Below are 16,623 nucleotides of genomic sequence, written 5' to 3'. Positions count from 1 at the left end.
AGTCGCTGCCACCTGTTCGAGGGGCACGACCAGTGGAGCCGGGTCGACGGTCTAGGCCCGGGGCACGAGCACGGCCTCCACGACGACGACCGTCACGTTGTCCCTTCCGCCCGCGTCGACCGCGGCGCGCACGAGCTCCTCGGCGACATCGGCACCGTGCAGGTCCCCCGCGTCGCGGCGGGCGAAGAGCTCGGCGATGCGGGCGTCGGAGAGCTCTTTGGTGAGGCCGTCGGAGCAGAGCAGGTAGGTCGCCCGGGGCACGATCGGCAGAGTCCAGACGTCCGTCTCGACCTCGTCGTCGGCGCCGAGCGCCCGGGTGACGATGTTGCGGTCGGGGTGCGACTCGGCCGCCTCCCGGCTGAGCAGGCCGGCCGAGACCAGCTCCTGCACCGCCGAGTGGTCGACGGTCAGCTGCTGGATCCCCGCGCCGTCCCAGCGGTAGACCCGGGAGTCGCCGACGTTGAACAGGGCCCAGGAGGCCGGTCCGCCGTCCTCCGGCCGGACGAGCGTGAGGCCGGTCAGCGTCGTGCCGCAGAGGGCGCCGCCGACGTCGAGGTCGCGGACCGCGGCGTTCGCGGTCTCGACGACGGCGAAGACGTCCGAGACCGGGCCGATCGCCTCGGCCGCGCTCGCCCGCAGGCTCTCGACTGCGGTCGAGCTGGCCAGGTCGCCGCGGGCGTGCCCGCCCATGCCGTCGGCGACGGCGACCAGCGTCGGCGCGACCAGGAGGGCGTCCTCGTTCACCCGGCGGACGGCGCCGACGTCGGTGCTGCTCGACACCGTCAGGTGCAGGACGCCCTGGGGCAGATCGATGCTGGTCGTGCTCGTCGTCGCAGTCACGGGGCCGGGCTCACTTCTTCTCGGCGCGGTCCTGCCCGTCGGCGTCGGCGACGACCTCCGGGTGGCCGTCGTGCAGCTCGATGTGGGAGTGCTCGCGGCGCATCTTGATCAGGCTGGCGACCGTGGCGACGGTCATGCTGACGACGATGACGGCGAGCGAGGTGATCGTGTCGATGTCCCAGACCGGCAGCGGCTCGCCGCCGTTGAGGAACGGGAGGTCGTTCTCGTGCAGGGCGTGCAGCACGAGCTTCACGCCGATGAAGGCGAGGATGAACGCGATGCCGTACTTGAGGTACTCGAGCTTGTCGATCAGGCCGCCGAGCAGGAAGTAGAGCTGGCGCAGGCCCATCAGGGCGAAGATGTTCGCGGTGAAGACGATGAACGGGCTCTCGGTGATGCCGAAGATCGCCGGGATCGAGTCGAGCGCGAAGAGCAGGTCGGTGGAGCCGATCGCGAGGAACACGATCAGCATCGGGGTGAAGTACTTCTTTCCGTCCTTCACCGTGCGGATCTTCGAGCCGTCGAACTCGTCCGAGATCTTCACGCGCTTGCGCAGCAGGCGGATGAGGAGGTTGTCGGTGCCCTCGTTCTCGTCCTCCTTGCCGAACGCCTGGTTCCAGGCGGTGTAGACGAGGAAGGCGCCGAAGAGGTAGAAGATCCAGCTGAAGCTCTCGATCAGCTGCGCGCCGAGCAGGATGAACACCCCGCGGAAGATCAGCGCGATGATGATGCCCACCATCAGCACTTCCTGCTGGTACTTCGGCGGCACCGCGAAGCGGCCCATGATGATCACGAAGACGAACAGGTTGTCGATCGACAGGCTGTACTCCGTCAGCCAGCCCGCGACGAACTGGCCGGCGACCTCTCCCCCGCCCAGCAGCAGCATCACCAGGGCGAAGATGAGCGCGAGCGTGACGTAGAAGCCGACCCAGAGGCCGGACTCCTTCAGGCTCGGCACGTGCGGGCGCTTGTAGACCAGCAGCAGGTCCGCGGCCAGGATCAGGCTGAGGACGACGAACGAGCCGGTCACGAACCAGACGGGCAGCTCTTGCATGGGGACCTTCCGGGGGTGAGTGGATTCCGACGGTCTCTCCCCGGGGAGCGGGCCGTTAAACGAGAAGAACCCCCGGCCATGACCGGGGGTTCTGCTCGTGTTGCCGTGGTGACCCCAGCGGGATTTGAACCCGCGTTACCGCCGTGAGAGGGCGACGTCCTAGGCCGCTAAACGATGGGGCCGCGTTTTTGCAACTCGAAGAGTGTTGCACACGGATCCGCACCGGTGCAAATCGAGCGGGCGGACGGCGCGGTCCCCAGGGCCGTCTTGCACCGCGGCAGCCCCCGCGAGAGGCTCGGAGCATGCGACTGACCAAGCTCGAGCACGCCACCGTCCTCGTCGAGGAGGCGGGCTCACGGCTCGTCCTCGACCCCGGCTCCTTCACCCGCCCCCTCGAGGGCACGGCCGACACTGTCGCGGTCGTGATCACCCACGAGCACGCCGACCACTGGACCGCGGAGCAGCTGGAGCGGCTGCGCGCCGCGAACCCGGCGCTGCGGATCCTCGGGCCGGCCGGAGTCGCCGCGGCGGCCGAGGGCTTCGAGGTCGAGACGGTCGCCGAGGGCGACGTGATCGAGGTCGGACCCTTCGAGCTGCGCTTCTTCGGCTCGCGGCACGCGGTGATCCACTCCTCGATTCCTGTGATCGACAACGTCGGGGTGCTGGTGAACGGCCAGTTCTACTACGCGGGCGACTCCTTCACCGTGCCGGCCGGCGTCGACGTCGAGGTGCTGGCGGCCCCCTCCGGTGCCCCCTGGATGAAGATCGCGGAGTCGATCGACTACGTCCTCCAGCTCGCACCGCGGCACGCCTTCGCGACGCACGAGCGCGTGCTGTCCGAGGCGGGCCAGAAGCTCGGCCACGACCGCCTCGGCTGGGCGACCCGCGAGGGCGGCGGCGAGTACCACGCCCTCGAGCCGGGCGACGTGCTCGACGTCTAGCCGCACGGAGTGCGCGCTCGTCAGAGGATGCGGGAGTCGAGGATCTCGACCTGATCGAGGGCGCGCCGTGCCGGTGAGTTCGAGGACGTTCGACCGAGGAGGCGTCGAGGATCCGGCGGTGCTGCGACCGGACGGCGGGATCAGGACCGATCGACGACGTGCTCGAGGTCGGCGCCGAACTCGAAGGTGCGGTCGACCACGGCGCCGGAGTGCAGCACCGCGGGCAGCCAGAAGCGCGCGTCGTCCCACATCCGGTCGTAGGGGATCTCGTCGAGCGGGACGAAGGCGGCGGCGAGCTCCCCCGACGGCACGACCTCGCCCGACCAGCGGCGGCAGACGAAGACGTGCGAGCGCTGGCTCCACGCGGGTCGGTGCGGGAAGAGGTAGTCGAGGGAGCCGCGCGGCTCGAGGTCGGCCGGCTCCGCGCGCAGGCCGACCTCCTCCGCCAGCTCGCGGACAGCCGCCTCGACGGGCGACTCCCCCGGCTCGAGCTTCCCGCCGGGCGCGACGACGCGGCCCTCGCCCAGTCCGCGGAGCTTCCTGCCGAGCAGCACCTCGACGCCGCCGGGCGCCCCGCCGAGGACGTAGACCACGCAGACATCGGGCAGCGGGTCGGTCGGCGGCCGCACACCCATGCCGCACCTCCGCTCGCCGGGTCCGGGGGGGTCGGGACCGCCGTCGTAGGCTAGCCCGGTGACGACGACCGCGCTCGAGCGCTTCCAGGCCCTGCTGCGGGTCGACACGGTGTCGCACTCCGACGAGTCCGACACCGACTGGAGCCGGTTCCGCGTCTTCCAGGAGCTGCTCGAGCAGTTCTACCCCGCCCTGCACGGCGCCCTCGAGCGCGAGACCGTGGCCGGCCACTCCCTCGTCTGGCGCTGGCGCGGCACCGAGGACGGCGAGCCGTCGGTCCTGATGGCGCACTACGACGTGGTCAGCGTCACCCCCGACGACTGGTCGATCTCGCCGTTCGCGGCCGACACGGTCCTCCGCCCGGACGGCCGCACCGCGATCGTGGGGCGCGGCGCGCTCGACGACAAGGGCTCCCTCGTCGCCCTGCTCGAGGCCGTGGAGGCGGCCGTCCTGCGCGGCGAGCGGCCCCGCCGCGACGTCTACCTGGTCTCCACGCACAACGAGGAGACGGCGGGGGACGGCGCGCCGTCGATCGTCGCGCTGCTCGGGGCGCGCGGCGTCCGCCCGCGCTTCGTGCTCGACGAGGGCGGCAACGTCCGCCGGGGCATCGTGCCCGGAGTGACCACGCCGATCGCCGTCATCGGCGTCACCGAGCGCGGCATCATGAACCTCGAGCTCACCTGCCGCGACGCGGGCGGCCACGCCTCCGCTCCGCCGCCCCTGCCGGGTATGCTCGCCACCCAGCGCCTCGCTCGGGCGATCCACCGGCTCACCGAGAACCCCTTTCCCTCCACGCTGCCCGAGCCGATCGCCGAGCTGGTGCGCTCGGCCGCGCCGCGCGCCGACGCCGCGCACGCGGTCTGGTACGCGCACCCGCACGAACACCCCGACGCCGTCATCAGCGCCCTCGCGTCGCACTCGAACCGCGCCGCGGCGATGCTGCGGACCACCGTGGCGATCACGCAGCTGCGCGGCAGCACCGGAGCGAACGTCCTCGCGTCCTCCGCGAGCGCCGTCGCCAACGTCCGGATCAACCCGGGAGGCACCGTCGCCGGCGTCGTCGAGCGGATCCGCGCGGTGATCGACGACCCGGAGGTCGAGATCGAGGTGCGCGTCGCGCACGAGCCCTCCCCCGTCTCCCCCACCGGCGAGCCCGGCGACGGCGGCCCGTACGACGTGCTCCGCCGCGTGGTGCAGGAGGTCTTCCCCGAGGCGATCGTCGCGCCCTACGTGCAGACCGGCGGCAGCGACGCCCGCCACTTCCACGCGATCAGCGACGGCGTCTACCGCTTCATCCCGTTCGAGATCAGCCCGCAGCAGCAGCTCGGCATCCACGGCGCCGACGAGTCGGTCGAGGTCGACCAGTTCGAGCGCGCCATCGCGTTCTACGCGCGGCTCCTGCTCGAGCTCTGACGACTCCCTCTGCAGAACCGATGCGCGGCGTGGGCGGTCGGTGTGCGGGGAGTGCTCATTCGGTGAGCGGTTCCTGAGGACGGAGCCGCTGTCCGGCGCCGAATCTGGGAAAACCGTTCGATGACGCGCCGGTCCTCGTTGGCCCGCCGTTCACCCCGCGATGATGGACTGAGCCTCGCGGGAGCAGTTCCCAGCCCGCGGACCAGCAGTACAGCACCATGCGACATCCCGTACCGACGCCGACTCGATCGAGCCGGCCCCACCGATCGTGGAACCCGAGGATCATGACTGTCCGCCAGGCCGAGTACCCCCGGCCGAACCACTTCATCCTTCACCTCAGCGACACCCACTTCATCGCCGGAGACGGCGGGCTGTACGGCTCCGACGTCGACAGCGAGGCCCAGCTCCGCCGCCTGTTCGACGAGCTGGAGGCCTCGGGCGGTCGCCCGGAGGCCGTGGTCATCACCGGCGATCTGGCGGACAAGGGCGAGCCCGAGGCGTACGCCAAGCTCCGCGCCGTCGTCGAGCCGGCCGCCGCCCGCCTCGGTGCCGAGGTGATCTGGGTGATGGGCAACCACGACGACCGCGGTGCCTTCCGCTCCGGGCTGCTCGACCAGCTGCCGACCACGCAGCCGATCGATCGGGTGCACGACGTGAACGGACTGCGCATCATCGCGCTGGACTCGACCGTCCCGGGCGCGCACTACGGCGAGATCTCGGACGCCCAGCTGGACTGGCTCGCGGAGGAGCTCTCCAGCCCCGCGCCGCACGGCACGATCCTGGCGCTGCACCACCCGCCGGTCCCGAGCGTCCTCGACCTCTCGGTGCTCGTCGAGCTCCGCGACCAGCCCGCGCTCGCGGAGGTGCTCGAGGGCTCGGACGTCCGCAGCATCATCGCCGGCCACCTGCACTACTCCTCGACCGCGACGTTCGCCGGCATCCCCGTCTCGGTCGCGTCGGCCACCTGCTACACGCAGGACCTCAACGTGCCGGTCGGCGGCACTCGCGCCCGCAACTCCGCGCAGGCCTTCAACCTCATCCACGTCTACGACGGCACGGTTCTGCACTCGGTGGTGCCGATCGGCGCCTCGACCGAGGTGTCCTACGTCTCGGCGAACGAGACCGAGCGGATCCTCGCCTCGCACGGCGTCGAGATCGCACCGGCCACGGCCGCTCCACTCGAGCAGGTGGAGGCGCTCTACCCGCCCGTCGTGGAGCCCGTGAGCGTCAGCGCCTAAAGGGCCTAAAGGCCTGCGTCCGGTCTGCAGGCGATCCGCGCCGAGAGACGATCCCGTCCGCGGGACCGGGTCTCCGGAGCCGCGGATCGCCTGCAGAACGGACGTCAGCGCTGGGGACGACCGCGGTCGAGGGCGAACAGGTGCCCGGCGAAGGCGAGGGCCGCGCCGAGCGCGATCCCGACTCCGATGCCCGCGCCGACCCCGATGCCGGGGAAGACGAGCGCGCTGGCGAGCCCGAGCAGCAGTCCGAGGACTCCGCCGCCGATCGCCCAGGCCATGCTCAGTCCACCCGCTCCCACGGCGCCGGGATCGGGTAGTACTCCTCGAGGAAGTCGATCACGGCGCGGGTGCGCACCTCCGCCGAGATCTCGGGGAAGCTGCCGTCGTTGAGGCAGAAGAAGTCGACGCCGCGGTTCTTCAGCAGCTTCTTCATGTCCTTGAGGCCCTGGTGCATCGTCGTGTCGACGTACTTCACCGAGGCGTTCTCCTGCACCACCGCGCGGCCGGTCATCAGCGCGTAGTAGTGGTAGAGCGAGTTGGTGACGGAGACGTCGCTCGCCGAGCGGAAGCGGCTCGCGGCGGTCGCGGTGAACTCCGGCTCGAACTCGGTCTCCAGCTCGGCCATCACGCTCTTGCGGAGCGGCGTGGCGGCGTGCTCGAGGTGGCGGGTCGTCATCGCGCCGAAGCGCTCGCGGAGCAGCCGGCGGTTGACCCGGGCGGCGTTCTCGAAGCCGCTGCGGGAGGCGTTGGAGTCGCCCATCCCGATGCGGGTGGTCGCCTCGATGAACTTGGTGATCCCGCCGGGCGAGAAGAAGATCGACGGGTCGACGGGGCGGCCGAAGAACATGTCGTCGTTGGAGTAGAGGAAGTGCTCGGCCAGGCCCGGGATGCGGTGCAGCTGGCTCTCGACCGCGTGCGAGTTGTGCGTGGGCAGGACCGAGAGGTCGCGGAAGTGGTCCTCGCTGCGGACCAGGGTGACGTCGGGGTGCTCGTCGAGCCAGCGCGGGCGCGGCGAGTCGGTGACGATGTAGATGTGCCGGACCCACGGCGCGTACATGTAGACGCTGCGGAGGGCGTACTTGAGCTCGTCGATCTGACGGAAGCGCGCGGGGGCGTCGTCGCCCTCGCCCACGACGTAGCTGGCCATCCGGGCGGCGCGGGCGCGCTGGAACTCCAGATCGGTGCCGTCCACCCAGGAGAAGACGATGTCGACGTCGAAGCGGATGTCGCTGACGAGCGGCTCGAACATGCCCTCGAAGGTGGGCCAGGTGCGGCCGTAGGCCTCGACGTGCGCGTCGATCGCCTCGGCGACCGGGAGGCTGCTGCGCATCAGCGCGTTCTCGGCGGGAGTGGTGATCTCCTCCTCGCCGACCTTCCAGAACTCGAGGCGGACGCCACTGCGGGCGCCGTAGCGGAGCGAGCCGCTCGAGGAGACGCGGGGGCGGAAGAGCGAGAAGACCGCGGCGCGCGGGTAGGGGGCGATCGCGCCCTCGGCCAGGAGCAGCGGCGGGGTGCCGCGCTTGTCGAGGGTCTTCACGTAGAACGGCTCGGTGGCGAAGGCGCGGGCGAGCAGCGTGGCCAGCTCGGCGCCGAGCGAGCGGTCGATCGCGAGGAAGGGCGCGCCCTTCGTGCCGCGGATGAGGCGGTAGGGGAACTCCGCCTCGTCGAGCACCTCGCCGAGCGCGATCAGGTCCTCGGTCCAGGCCGCCTGCGGGGTCGTACTCGAGTTGACCAGCGAGAACAGACCGGCATGGACGACCACGTCGTCACGGTCGAAATGGCGCGGACGCAGGAGGGCTGACGGCAGAGGACGGACGGAAGGCATGATTCACATTATCCGCCGCCCGTTTCGTGCGGATGACCGTCCTGCTCAGCTTGACAGGGAGTGCAGCCGCTCCAGGGCCGCGTCCCCGGCACGCGCGGCCTCCCGGGCCCGGCTCTCCTGGCGGGCCGAGGCGACCCCGAGGGCGAACGCCGGTTCGCCGCGGCGGGCCGCGACGAGGGCGTGCGCGCGGAGCACGTCGCGGGCGGCGAGGGCGTCGCGCTCCTCCCCCAGCGCGTCGGCAACGGCCTTCGCCGCCTTGGCGATCCGCTGCCGCCGCGAGCCGACGGCGGCCGGGACGACCGCGCTCCAGGCCTCGGTGACGTAGCGCAGGCGCTTGGCGGCCTTGCGCAGCTCGTGCCGGGCCTCGACGTCGTCCTCGCCCGTACGGGCGGCGTCGACGCGCGCGACCTCCTTCGCGAGGGAGCGGCGGACGAGCTTCTTCGCGCTCGTGCCCGCCTTCGCAGTCCGCGGCGGATCGGCCAGCAGCGCGTCGAGCGCGGCGAGCAGGGCGAGGTAGCGGGCGCCCCGCAGGGTCTTGGCGACCCGCTGCAGCGCGATCGCGTGCCGGCGCTCGATCGCGTCGAAGAGGGTGGTACCGGCGACGGCCTTCGCGGGCAGTCCCTCCCCCGCCTCGTCGACGGCGGTGCGGAGGCGGGCGGCGAGGACCTCCTCGTCGCGGGCGGCGCCGAGGACGCCGGCGAGCCAGCGGAGCTCGTCGCGCAGCGGATCGAGGGCCTCGCGCTCCAGTACGGAGCGGGAGGCGGCGAGGACGCTGCGGAGGCGCCGGGTGTGCAGGCGCATCCGGTGCAGCGCGTCGTCGGCCTCGAGGCGCACCCGCGGATCGACGGCGCGCAGGCCGGTGAGGAGCTCGCGGATCGCGGCGAGCGCCGCCTCCCCGCCGTCCTCGGGTGCGGGGTGCGTGTCCTCGATCGGACCGCCGGTGGCCCGGGCCAGCTTCGAGGCGCTCTCGGCGGGGCGGGCGCCGGCGGCGAGCAGTCGCTCCTCGATCGCGTCGAGGACGGCCTCGCCCTCGGGGCCGTGGACGTCGACGAGCTCGACCTCCCACTCCCGCCAGAGCCGCTCGACGCCCGAGCGCTGGTCGTGCGCGATGACCAGGTCGTCCGCGATCTCGGCGAGGCGGCGGCCGGCGGAGTCGGCGACGCGGGTGATCGAGCGGACGGTCTCCAGGGTGGCGAGCGGGTCGAGCCGCGCGCGGCCGACGTGGCCGAGCACCGGCTCGCGGACCTCGGCCGGCACGGTGCGGGAGGCGGTCAGCGGGGCGTGGATCTCGGTGCGGCCGGCCGAGCCGGGCAGCTTGACGTGCCAGCCCTCGTCCTCGCCGCCCTCGCGGCGGCGGAGCGTGATCCGCCCGCGGGAGAGCGCGCGGTCCGCGGTGTCGAAGTACTGGGCGGACAGGCGGACGGGCTCCTCGGCGAGCGCCGTGGTGACGGTGCCCGCGCCGGTCAGCTCCGGCAGGGCGGTGTCGGCGTCGACGTCGTACTTCCGCTCCACCTCGGTCTGCACGCGCCGCGGCGCCTCCGCCTTCGTCCGGTCCGCACGCTGAGCCATGGTCCATTGTGCGCACGCGGACGGCGCTCCCGGCGGCAGGCCCGCGGCGGGGCGCGAGGTCGGCCTAGGCTGGAGCGATGACCGCGCCCGTCCCTCCCGTCGCCCGCCGTGTCCCGCTCGAACGCCGTCACCACGGCGATCTGGTGGTCGATCAGTACGAGTGGCTGCGGCAGAAGGAGGAGCCCGAGGTGATCGCGCACCTCGAGGCCGAGAACGCCTACACCGATGCGCTCCTCGCCCCTCTCGCCCCGCTCCGCGAGCGCCTCTTCGACGAGATCCGCTCGCGCACCAAGGAGACCGACCTCTCGGTCCCCGTCCGCGAGGGCGCCTGGTGGTACTTCTCCCGCTCCTACGAGGGCCGCCAGTACGGCGTGCACTGCCGCGCGCCGATCTCCGGCCCGGACGACTGGACCCCGCCCTCCATCGCCGAGGGCGGGCCGCTCGAGGGCGAGCAGGTGGTGCTCGACGGCAACGTCGAGGCCGAGGGCCACGACTTCTTCTCGCTCGGCAGCTTCGACGTGTCCAGCGACGGGCGCTTCCTGCTCTTCGGCACCGACGTCGAGGGCGACGAGCGCTACACGCTGCGCATCCGCGACCTCAGCACCGGCGAGGACCTCCCCGACGTCGTCGAGGGCACCGGCGGTGGCGCGACCTTCGGCGCCGACGCCCGCTTCGTCTTCTACCCGACGGTCGACGAGTCCTGGCGGCCGGACACGATCTGGCGGCACGCCGTCGGCACCGAGTCGACCGCCGACGAGGTCGTCTTCTCCGAGCCCGACGAGCGCTACTGGATCGGCGTGGGCCTCACCCGCAGCCGCCGCTTCCTCGTCATCGAGATCGGCAGCAAGATCACCAGCGAGTGCCTGCTGCTCGACGCGGAGGACCCGACCGGCGAGTTCCGCTCGGTCTGGCCGCGCCGCGAGGGCGTCGAGTACGAGGTGGACCACGCCGTCGTCGACGGCCGCGACCGCCTGCTGATCGTGCACAACGACGGTGCGCTCGACTTCGAGATCGTCGAGGAGCCGGCCGACCTCGCGCTCTCCCCCGAGGAGCGGGCGGCCGAGCGCCGCGTCCTCGTCCCGCACACCCCGGGCCGCCGGATCGAGGGCGTCGACGCCTTCGCGCGGCACGTCGTCGTCTCCTACCGCGAGGCGGGGGCGACGCGCCTCGGCCTCCTGATCGACGGCGACGGCGGCGCGCGCCTGGACGAGATCGTCTTCGACGAGCCGCTGTACGACGCGGGCCTCGCCGGCAACCCGGAGTGGGAGCAGTCCGCGCTGCGGCTCGCCTACACCTCGTTCGTCACCCCCTCCACGGTGCTCACCCTCGACGTGGCGACCGGCGAGCGGACCGTGCTCAAGCAGCAGCCGGTGCTCGGCGACTACGACCCCGCGCGCTACGAGCAGCGCCGCGAGTGGGCGGTCGCCGAGGACGGCACGCGCATCCCGCTCTCGCTGGTCTGGCGGAAGGACGCGGCGGCGCCCGACGAGGCCCCCGCGCCGCTGCTGCTCTACGGCTACGGCTCCTACGAGGCGAGCATCGACCCGGGCTTCTCGATCGCGCGGCTCTCGCTGCTCGACCGCGGCGTGGTCTTCGCCATCGCGCACGTCCGCGGCGGCGGCGAGATGGGGCGCTCCTGGTACGAGGAGGGCAAGACGCTCGCCAAGCGCACCACCTTCACCGACTTCGTCGACGCGGCGCGGCACCTCGTCGAGGCCGGCTTCACCACGCCCGAGCGCCTGGTCGCGCAGGGCGGCTCGGCCGGCGGACTGCTGATGGGCGCGGTCGCGAACCTCGCCCCGGAGGCCTTCGCCGGGATCCTGGCGCAGGTGCCGTTCGTGGACGCGCTGACCTCGATCCTCGACCCGTCGCTGCCGCTGACCGTGATCGAGTGGGACGAGTGGGGCGACCCGCTGCACGACCCCGAGGTCTACGACTACATGAAGTCGTACTCGCCGTACGAGAACGTGCGCGAGGGCGTCCGGTATCCGCGGATCCTCGCGACGACGAGCCTCAACGACACCCGCGTGCTCTACGTGGAGCCGGCCAAGTGGGTCGCGCGGCTGCGCGAGGTCGGCGCACCCGCGCTGCTCAAGATCGAGATGACGGCCGGGCACGGTGGAGTGAGCGGGCGCTACGAGCGCTGGCGCGAGGTGGCGTTCGAGTACGCCTGGATCCTGGACGTGCTCGGGCTGGCGGAGGAGACCCGCTCCTGAGCCGGGGATCCGGATCGGGCGGGCGCGCCGCAAGCCCCACCGGCGCGTCGATCGCGCCGCGTAAGGTTCGGGGTGCCGACCGAGGGGAAGTGCAGAGATGAGCGCAGGACTGTCGATCGACCGGGCCGCGGCCTGGGTCGCCGATCAGCGGTGGTACGCGAGCAAGGGGCGCCGCCCCGAGCTGGAGATCCGGGGCGAGTGGCGCCTGGAGCGCGGTGACGGCGACATCGTCGTGCACCTCGTCATCGACCGCGCCGGCTCGAGCCCGGTGCTCTACCAGGTGCCGGTGACGGTGCGCTCGGCGCCCGTCGCGGGCCTCGAGGACGCGCTGATCGAGAGCGACGGCACCCGCTTCGTCTACGACGGACCCCGCGACCCGCTGTTCGCGCGGGCGCTCTTCGAGCTGATCGCCGACGGCGGCTCCTCCGACGCGGAGGGCGCCCTGGGCGGCGCCCGCGCCGAGGGACACCGCCAGCCCGGCGCCGTGATCGGCGCGTTCGCGTCGTCGCGGATCCTCAGCGGCGAGCAGTCGAACACGTCGATCATCGTGCAGACCACCGCGGAGGACGGCTCGGCCGGCACTCCCGTGATCGTCAAGGTCTTCCGCGCGCTGCACCACGGCGAGAACCCGGACGTCACCGTGCAGTCGGCGCTGAACGCGGCGGGCAGCACGCTCGTGCCGCCGGTGATCGGCAACGTCACCGGCGAGTGGGACGACCGCGGCGAGCCGACCGGCCGCGCCTTCGGCCACCTCGCCTTCGCGCAGGAGTTCCTGCCGGGCGTCGAGGACGCCTGGCGCGTCGCGCTCGAGGCCGTCGCCGGCGACACCGACTTCACCGGGCCGGCACGCGAGCTCGGCCTGGCGACCGCGCAGGTGCACTCCACCCTCGCCGAGGTGATGCCGACCGAGGACGCGACGCCCGAGGTCGTGCAGCGGATGATCGCGACCATGCGCCGCCGGCTGCGGATCGCCTCCTCCGAGGTGCCCGTCATCGCCGAGGACGCCGACGCGATCGACGCGGTCTTCCAGGCGGCCGAGCAGGCCCCGTGGCCGCGGCTGCAGCGCATCCACGGCGACTACCACCTCGGCCAGGTGCTGGCCGTGCCCGGCCGCGGCTGGGTCCTGCTGGACTTCGAGGGCGAGCCGCTGCGGCCGATGCACGAGCGGCTGCTGCCGGACATCGCTCTGCGCGACGTGGCCGGGATGCTCCGCTCCTTCGACTACGCGGCGGGCGCGCACGAGCAGGCGTCCCCGGGCGACTCCCGGGCGGCCTGGGCGCTGGCCAGCCGCCGCGCCTTCCTCGAGGGCTACACCGAGGAAGCGGGCGACGCGGTCACCGCGCACCGCGCCGTCCTGGACGCCTTCGAGCTCGACAAGGCCATCTACGAGGCGATCTACGAGGCGCGCAACCGCCCCGAGTGGCTGTCGATCCCGGTGACCGCGGTGCAGCGGCTCGTCGGACGCTCGTAGGGTGCAGGTATGACCGCACGCGACGAGACCAGTGACGCCCCCGACTCCGCCAGCCGCGAGGACGGGCCGCTCGACCCGCTGAGCGACTTCAGCATCCCCGGCGACACCGACCTGCACGTGGACGGCGACGCCTCCGGCGCCGACGGCCGGAAGGTCGCGGAGCCCACCGAGGACGACGCGGCCGAGTAGCTCGGCCGACGGCGGATCTCGATACGCCCGCTCCGCGGGCTACTCGATCACCATATGGGCCCGCTTCGCGGACTGCTTCCTCGCACGATCACCCATGCTGGTCGAGCAGCCCCGCAGGGGCGTATCGAGACCTCCCATCGCGCCATGCTGGTCGAGTAGCCCCGCAGGGGCGTATCGAGACCCACCATCACCCGCACTCCCGGTGACAGCGGGTCTCGATACGCCCGCTCCGCGGGCTACTCGATCAGCAGGGGTGGCCGATGCGGGACGCCCTGCCGCAGAACATCGGCGGAGAGGGGTCGTCGTCGCTGATCAGCGATGACCGCGGCTCCCAGCTGATGTTCTGCTCGGGCCGAGCGGCTCAGCGCACCGGCGCGAGCGGCGTGACTGCCGGGCCCTCCAGCACCGTGCCGTCGGCGGCGAAGCGCGAGCCGTGCAGGGGGCAGTCCCAGCTGCGCTCGGCGTCGTTCCAGGTGACGACGCCACCCAGGTGCGGGCAGACGGCCGAGACCGCGCAGCGACGGCCCTCGACCGTGGAGACGGCGACCGGCTGGAGCCCGTCGCGGGCGAGCGCGCCGTGCCCCTCCTCCGGCACCACGTCGACCGAACGCGGCGCGCGCAGGGCCGACCAGTAGCCGCGGGCGTACCAGGCGCCGACCGCGGCGAGGGCTCCGGCTCCCTCCGCCATCACCCGGGGCAGCGTCGGGCGGCGGTGCAGGACCTTCGCCCACGGCGGCGTCTCGCCCCGGGAGTCGCCGACGAGCGTCAGCGCCGCCTGCACCGCATTGGTCATCCCCCACTTGTCGTAGCCCGAGGCGAAGAAGATCCGCCCGCGACCGCGCGGCAGCCAGCCGACGAAGGGCACGCGGTGGAACGCCTCGTAGTCCTGCGCGCTCCACTGCGCGATCGGCTCGGCACCGGGGAAGGAGCGGCGCGTCCAGGCGATCAGGTCGTCGACGCTCTCCCGCGTCCGCGCCCTCCGGCCGACGACGTGGCCGTTGCCGCCGATCAGCAGCAGCCGCTCCCCGTCCCGCTCCACGTCGCGGATCGAGCGCGAGGGCCCGTCGACGGAGAGGTACATGCCGTCCGGGATCGTCTCCGCGCCACGGAACGCCACCGCGTAGGAGCGCAGCGCGACCTGCTTGGCGAAGTAGAGCCCGCGGTCCAGGATCGGCGTGCCGGTGAGCAGGTAGGCACGCTCGCCGGTCACCTCGCCGGCGCTGGTCCGCACGCGGACGGGCGAGGAGGCGCGCATCCCGAGCGCGCGGACGCCCTGCACGAGCACGCCGCCCGCGGCCCGGAAGTCGGCGGCGAGTGCCGTCAGCACCGCCATCGGGTCGAATTCCGCCTGGTCGTCGAGCGCCACGGCGGCGGTGCTCGGGAAGGGCGTGTCGAGCGAGCCGACGAGGCGGGTGGCCAGGCCGAAGCGGCGGGCCGTCTCGTGCTCGCGCAGCACCGCGTCCACCCCGTCGGGGGTCTGGGCGTAGCTGTACGCGGTGCGGCGCTGCACGGGCACGCCGGCCTCGCGGAGGTAGTCGACGAGCCAGGTGAAGCCCGCGAGGTTGGCGGCGACGTAGGCCCGGGTGACCGCGGGGGTGTTGCGGGCCGCGATCTTCGAGAGGTGCGTCCCCTGCAGGAGGCTGAGCTTGGCGGTGCTGCTGCCGGTCGCGACCGCGCCGACCTCGCGGGCCTCGAGGACGAGGACGCGGCGGCCGCCGCGCTGGAGCAGGAGCGCCGTCACCAGCCCCGAGAGGCCGGCTCCGACGATCACGTCGTCGTAGTGCGCGCCCGGCACGAACGCGTCGCCCGGGATCGGCGCGGCGTCCTGCCGCCAGAGCGAGGTCCGCTCGGTCGCCGGCACGTCGATTCGCTTCATCGGGTCTCCCTGCACTCGGGCCGCGGAGGGCGGCTCGGACCGACGCTACGCGCGGCGGCCGGACCCGTCAGGGTGTTGACAGCGCGCGCGGCCGTCGGCGGCGGCTCAGAGCCAGCCCCAGCGCTTGAACAGCCGGTGCAGGACCACGCTCGAGGCGACCATCAGCCCGAGCGCCGCCGGGTAGCCCCAGGCGAGGTGCAGCTCGGGCATCGCGTCGAAGTTCATGCCGTAGACGCTGGAGATCATGGTCGGCGCGAAGAAGATGGCGGCCCAGGCGGAGATCCGCTTGACCTCGTCGTTCTGCTGGTTGCCCGCCTCCGCGAGCTTCTTCATGTCCTCGTTCTGGCGCTGCGCGACCAGCGTGGCGTTCACCGCGAGGATCTCGCGGAGCGTCGTCCGGAAGCCCTCGACGCGCTCGTCCACGACGGCGACGTGGTCGGCGACGTCGCGGAGGTAGCGGCGGAGCTCGACGTCCTCGCGGAAGACGTCGAAGTCGGTGACCAGCCGCCCGAGCATGCCGGTCAGCGGACGGGTCGCCCGCTGGAAGTCGAGCACCTCCTGGGACAGCTCGTAGATGCGCCGGGACACGGCGGGGTCCCCCTCGAAGACCTGCGCCTCGATCTCGTCGATGTCGTTCTCGAGGCCGGCGACGACCGGGGCGTACTGGTCGACGACCGCGTCGAGGATCGCGTAGAGGACCGCCACCGGGCCCTTGCGCAGCAGCTCGGGGTCGGCCTCCATCCGGCGCCGGACCAGGGAGAGGTCGGGCTTCTCGGAGTGGCGGACGGTGACGACGAAGTTCGGCCCGACGAAGAGGTGCAGCTCGCCGAAGTCGACCTCCTCGCGCTGGTCCGCGTAGCTCGCGGCCCGCAGCACCACGAACATGTCGCTGCCGTAGCGCTCGAGCTTGGGCCGCTGGTGCGCGCTGATCGCGTCCTCGATCGCGAGCGGGTGCATCGAGAACTCGTCCTCGAGGGCGGCCAGCTCGGCCTCGGTCGGCCGGTAGAGGCCGATCCAGGCCATCGCGTCCGGCAGCTTCTGCAGGGCGGCGAGGGCCTCAGGGATGCTGTGCGGCGAGACGACGCGACGGCCGTCCTGATAGATCGCGTTGTCGACGGTGCTCCGGCGGACCGGCTCCTCCTCGGGGCGGATCCGCTCGATCGGGCTGGTGTCCTCGGCGGCGGCGCGGGTGCGCGAGCCGAGACCGAGGAGGGTCGAGGGCACTCGGGGCAGCTTCACGCGGGGCCTCCTCTGATCGACCGACGACCCATTCTGCACCCGCGGGTGAACGGGAGGTGTCCGGCGGCGACGGCTCGGCCGGCGTCCGGTGTCGGAGCGGCTCAGTAGCCTGGAGGGGC

At 72.6% G+C, this 16,623-nt stretch carries 14 protein-coding genes and 1 tRNA gene; 6 read left to right on the top strand and 9 right to left on the bottom strand.

All coding sequences use genetic code 11. From position 1 onward, the window contains the following. Window positions 1-51 precede the first annotated feature (51 nt). From EDF17_RS05585 to EDF17_RS05575, 3 genes are all read right to left on the bottom strand, one after another. Window positions 52-840: a protein phosphatase 2C domain-containing protein gene (locus EDF17_RS05585; protein ID WP_243732794.1), complete on the bottom strand. Its 789-nt coding sequence runs from the start codon at window positions 838-840 to the stop codon at window positions 52-54. Window positions 841-850: 10 nt separating this feature from the next. Next, on the bottom strand, window positions 851-1,894 hold the full coding sequence (locus tag EDF17_RS05580; protein WP_123445561.1) for a TerC family protein: 1,044 nt from the start codon (window positions 1,892-1,894) through the stop codon (window positions 851-853). A gap of 106 nt (window positions 1,895-2,000) precedes the next feature. Then, window positions 2,001-2,076, bottom strand: a tRNA-Glu gene (locus tag EDF17_RS05575). A gap of 120 nt (window positions 2,077-2,196) precedes the next feature. Here EDF17_RS05575 and EDF17_RS05570 point away from each other — a divergent pair. Beyond that, entirely contained in the window at window positions 2,197-2,835 is a 639-nt protein-coding gene (locus EDF17_RS05570) for an MBL fold metallo-hydrolase (protein ID WP_123445560.1), read from the top strand. Window positions 2,836-2,975: 140 nt separating this feature from the next. On the opposite strand, the gene EDF17_RS05565 is transcribed toward EDF17_RS05570, so the two are convergent. Then, a complete protein-coding gene (locus EDF17_RS05565) occupies window positions 2,976-3,470 on the bottom strand; it encodes an NUDIX domain-containing protein (protein ID WP_123445559.1) in 495 nt (164 codons plus the stop codon). Window positions 3,471-3,528: 58 nt separating this feature from the next. On the opposite strand from EDF17_RS05565, the gene EDF17_RS05560 reads away from it, so the two are divergent. Together EDF17_RS05560 and EDF17_RS05555 are read left to right on the top strand one after the other, a co-directional pair. Continuing rightward, a complete protein-coding gene (locus EDF17_RS05560) occupies window positions 3,529-4,881 on the top strand; it encodes a M20/M25/M40 family metallo-hydrolase (protein WP_123445558.1) in 1,353 nt (450 codons plus the stop codon). 284 nt (window positions 4,882-5,165) lie between these two features. Continuing rightward, window positions 5,166-6,119 carry a phosphodiesterase gene (locus EDF17_RS05555; protein ID WP_123445557.1) on the top strand — a complete coding sequence of 318 codons (954 nt, stop codon included), beginning with the start codon at window positions 5,166-5,168 and terminating at the stop codon, window positions 6,117-6,119. A gap of 104 nt (window positions 6,120-6,223) precedes the next feature. Here EDF17_RS05555 and EDF17_RS19755 read toward each other — a convergent pair whose 3' ends face one another. The 3 genes from EDF17_RS19755 to EDF17_RS05545 all read right to left on the bottom strand — a co-directional run bounded on the left by EDF17_RS19755 (window position 6,224) and on the right by EDF17_RS05545 (window position 9,513). Continuing rightward, window positions 6,224-6,397: a hypothetical protein gene (locus EDF17_RS19755; protein ID WP_166649608.1), complete on the bottom strand. Its 174-nt coding sequence runs from the start codon at window positions 6,395-6,397 to the stop codon at window positions 6,224-6,226. Between the two features lie 2 nt (window positions 6,398-6,399). Next, on the bottom strand, window positions 6,400-7,881 hold the full coding sequence (locus tag EDF17_RS05550) for a stealth family protein (protein WP_243581813.1): 1,482 nt from the start codon (window positions 7,879-7,881) through the stop codon (window positions 6,400-6,402). Window positions 7,882-7,989: 108 nt separating this feature from the next. Beyond that, entirely contained in the window at window positions 7,990-9,513 is a 1,524-nt protein-coding gene (locus EDF17_RS05545; RefSeq protein ID WP_123445555.1) for a CYTH and CHAD domain-containing protein, read from the bottom strand. A 77-nt stretch (window positions 9,514-9,590) separates the two neighbouring features. On the opposite strand from EDF17_RS05545, the gene EDF17_RS05540 reads away from it, so the two are divergent. The 3 genes from EDF17_RS05540 to EDF17_RS05530 all read left to right on the top strand — a co-directional run bounded on the left by EDF17_RS05540 (window position 9,591) and on the right by EDF17_RS05530 (window position 13,389). Continuing rightward, window positions 9,591-11,729 carry a S9 family peptidase gene (locus EDF17_RS05540; protein ID WP_123445554.1) on the top strand — a complete coding sequence of 713 codons (2,139 nt, stop codon included), beginning with the start codon at window positions 9,591-9,593 and terminating at the stop codon, window positions 11,727-11,729. 97 nt (window positions 11,730-11,826) lie between these two features. Beyond that, window positions 11,827-13,200 carry a phosphotransferase gene (locus tag EDF17_RS05535; protein ID WP_123445553.1) on the top strand — a complete coding sequence of 458 codons (1,374 nt, stop codon included), beginning with the start codon at window positions 11,827-11,829 and terminating at the stop codon, window positions 13,198-13,200. Between the two features lie 9 nt (window positions 13,201-13,209). Beyond that, window positions 13,210-13,389 (top strand): hypothetical protein, encoded by a 180-nt coding sequence (locus EDF17_RS05530; RefSeq protein ID WP_123445552.1) that lies wholly within the window; start codon window positions 13,210-13,212, stop codon window positions 13,387-13,389. A 361-nt stretch (window positions 13,390-13,750) separates the two neighbouring features. Here the strand turns inward: EDF17_RS05530 and EDF17_RS05525 are convergent, their stop codons facing one another. Beyond that, a complete protein-coding gene (locus EDF17_RS05525; protein ID WP_185019953.1) occupies window positions 13,751-15,265 on the bottom strand; it encodes an FAD-dependent oxidoreductase in 1,515 nt (504 codons plus the stop codon). 105 nt (window positions 15,266-15,370) lie between these two features. Then, window positions 15,371-16,426 (bottom strand): magnesium and cobalt transport protein CorA, encoded by a 1,056-nt coding sequence (locus EDF17_RS05520; RefSeq protein WP_243581850.1) that lies wholly within the window; start codon window positions 16,424-16,426, stop codon window positions 15,371-15,373. Between the last annotated feature and the right edge of the window lie 197 nt (window positions 16,427-16,623).

Source organism: Rathayibacter sp. PhB1, from assembly GCF_004362935.1.
GTDB classification, from domain to species: domain Bacteria; phylum Actinomycetota; class Actinomycetes; order Actinomycetales; family Microbacteriaceae; genus Rathayibacter; species Rathayibacter festucae.
This window is presented reverse-complemented; position numbering and strand designations above follow the sequence as displayed.